The organism is Herbiconiux daphne, assembly GCF_024979295.1.
GTDB lineage: Bacteria > Actinomycetota > Actinomycetes > Actinomycetales > Microbacteriaceae > Herbiconiux > Herbiconiux daphnes.
In genome coordinates this window covers 1-692 of sequence record NZ_JANLCJ010000413.1, presented here as the reverse complement: position 1 = coordinate 692, position 692 = coordinate 1, and the positions used below count along the sequence as shown (strand labels likewise).

The following is a 692-nucleotide window of genomic DNA, read 5'->3' as shown; positions in this document are numbered from 1 at the left end:
AATATCTTTGTTTCTTGCAATCGCGCTTATTCAGATGTTTGCCAATGAATTTGCTAAAGTGTTAATTGAATCGATGTTATTCTCATCAAAGTTTTTTAATGTTGATTTTGGAAACTTCATTGTTCCCATCGTATTTCCTTTGAAATCTTTTTCGAAGAAGTCAAGGAACTTATCTTCAAATCATGTTGTTGCATCGTGTTGTATCATAGTACCTACTTTCTATTTAATTATAACAAAAGCCAAATATCGCTATTTGACTAGATTTGTTATCTTGTTTACTTTTGTTTTGTATCTTCTTGATACGCCGTAAGCCCGTTGCGCTTCGGTTCTTCTTAATCTTGGCGCTGATCCGGTAGATAATGATCCGGCAGCTCTACCAATTCTTCCGCCACCGGCACTTGTTGCTACGGTTGATCTTAAACCAACCTTTGCTTTTTGCTTCATTTCATCAGATCATTCTTTCATGAAATCATTTACTGTTGGATGATAATACTTTCCAACCGCGCGTTTTATTCTTGTTGCCATAATCAATAGCTTGTTCAATGTTCCGATTGGAATGAAAGCGCCGACGTTTCCAAGAACTTCATCAATCATCTTCATTGATTCGGGAATCTTTCCACCACGAGAAATGGCTCAAGTATCCAAGTAGTATCTCATTCCACGTTCGCGTAAGCTTAGCAATTGTTGATCAG

At 37.1% G+C, this 692-nt stretch carries 2 protein-coding genes; both read right to left on the bottom strand.

Annotation, left to right across the window (positions count from 1 at the left end):
* Positions 1–249 precede the first annotated feature (249 nt).
* Complete coding sequence (locus tag N1032_RS25560; RefSeq protein ID WP_259543407.1) at positions 250–444, bottom strand: hypothetical protein; 195 nt, start codon at positions 442–444, stop codon at positions 250–252.
* Between the two features lie 9 nt (positions 445–453).
* Positions 454–594 (bottom strand): hypothetical protein, encoded by a 141-nt coding sequence (locus N1032_RS25555; protein ID WP_259543406.1) that lies wholly within the window; start codon positions 592–594, stop codon positions 454–456.
* Positions 595–692: the final 98 nt, after the last annotated feature.

Bases quoted from the DNA above. Each gene is read 5' to 3' on its own strand.
- N1032_RS25560 (WP_259543407.1), bottom strand. From the start codon at position 444: ATGAAGCAAAAAGCAAAGGTTGGTTTAAGATCAACCGTAGCAACAAGT.
- N1032_RS25555 (WP_259543406.1), bottom strand. From the start codon at position 594: ATGATTGATGAAGTTCTTGGAAACGTCGGCGCTTTCATTCCAATCGGA.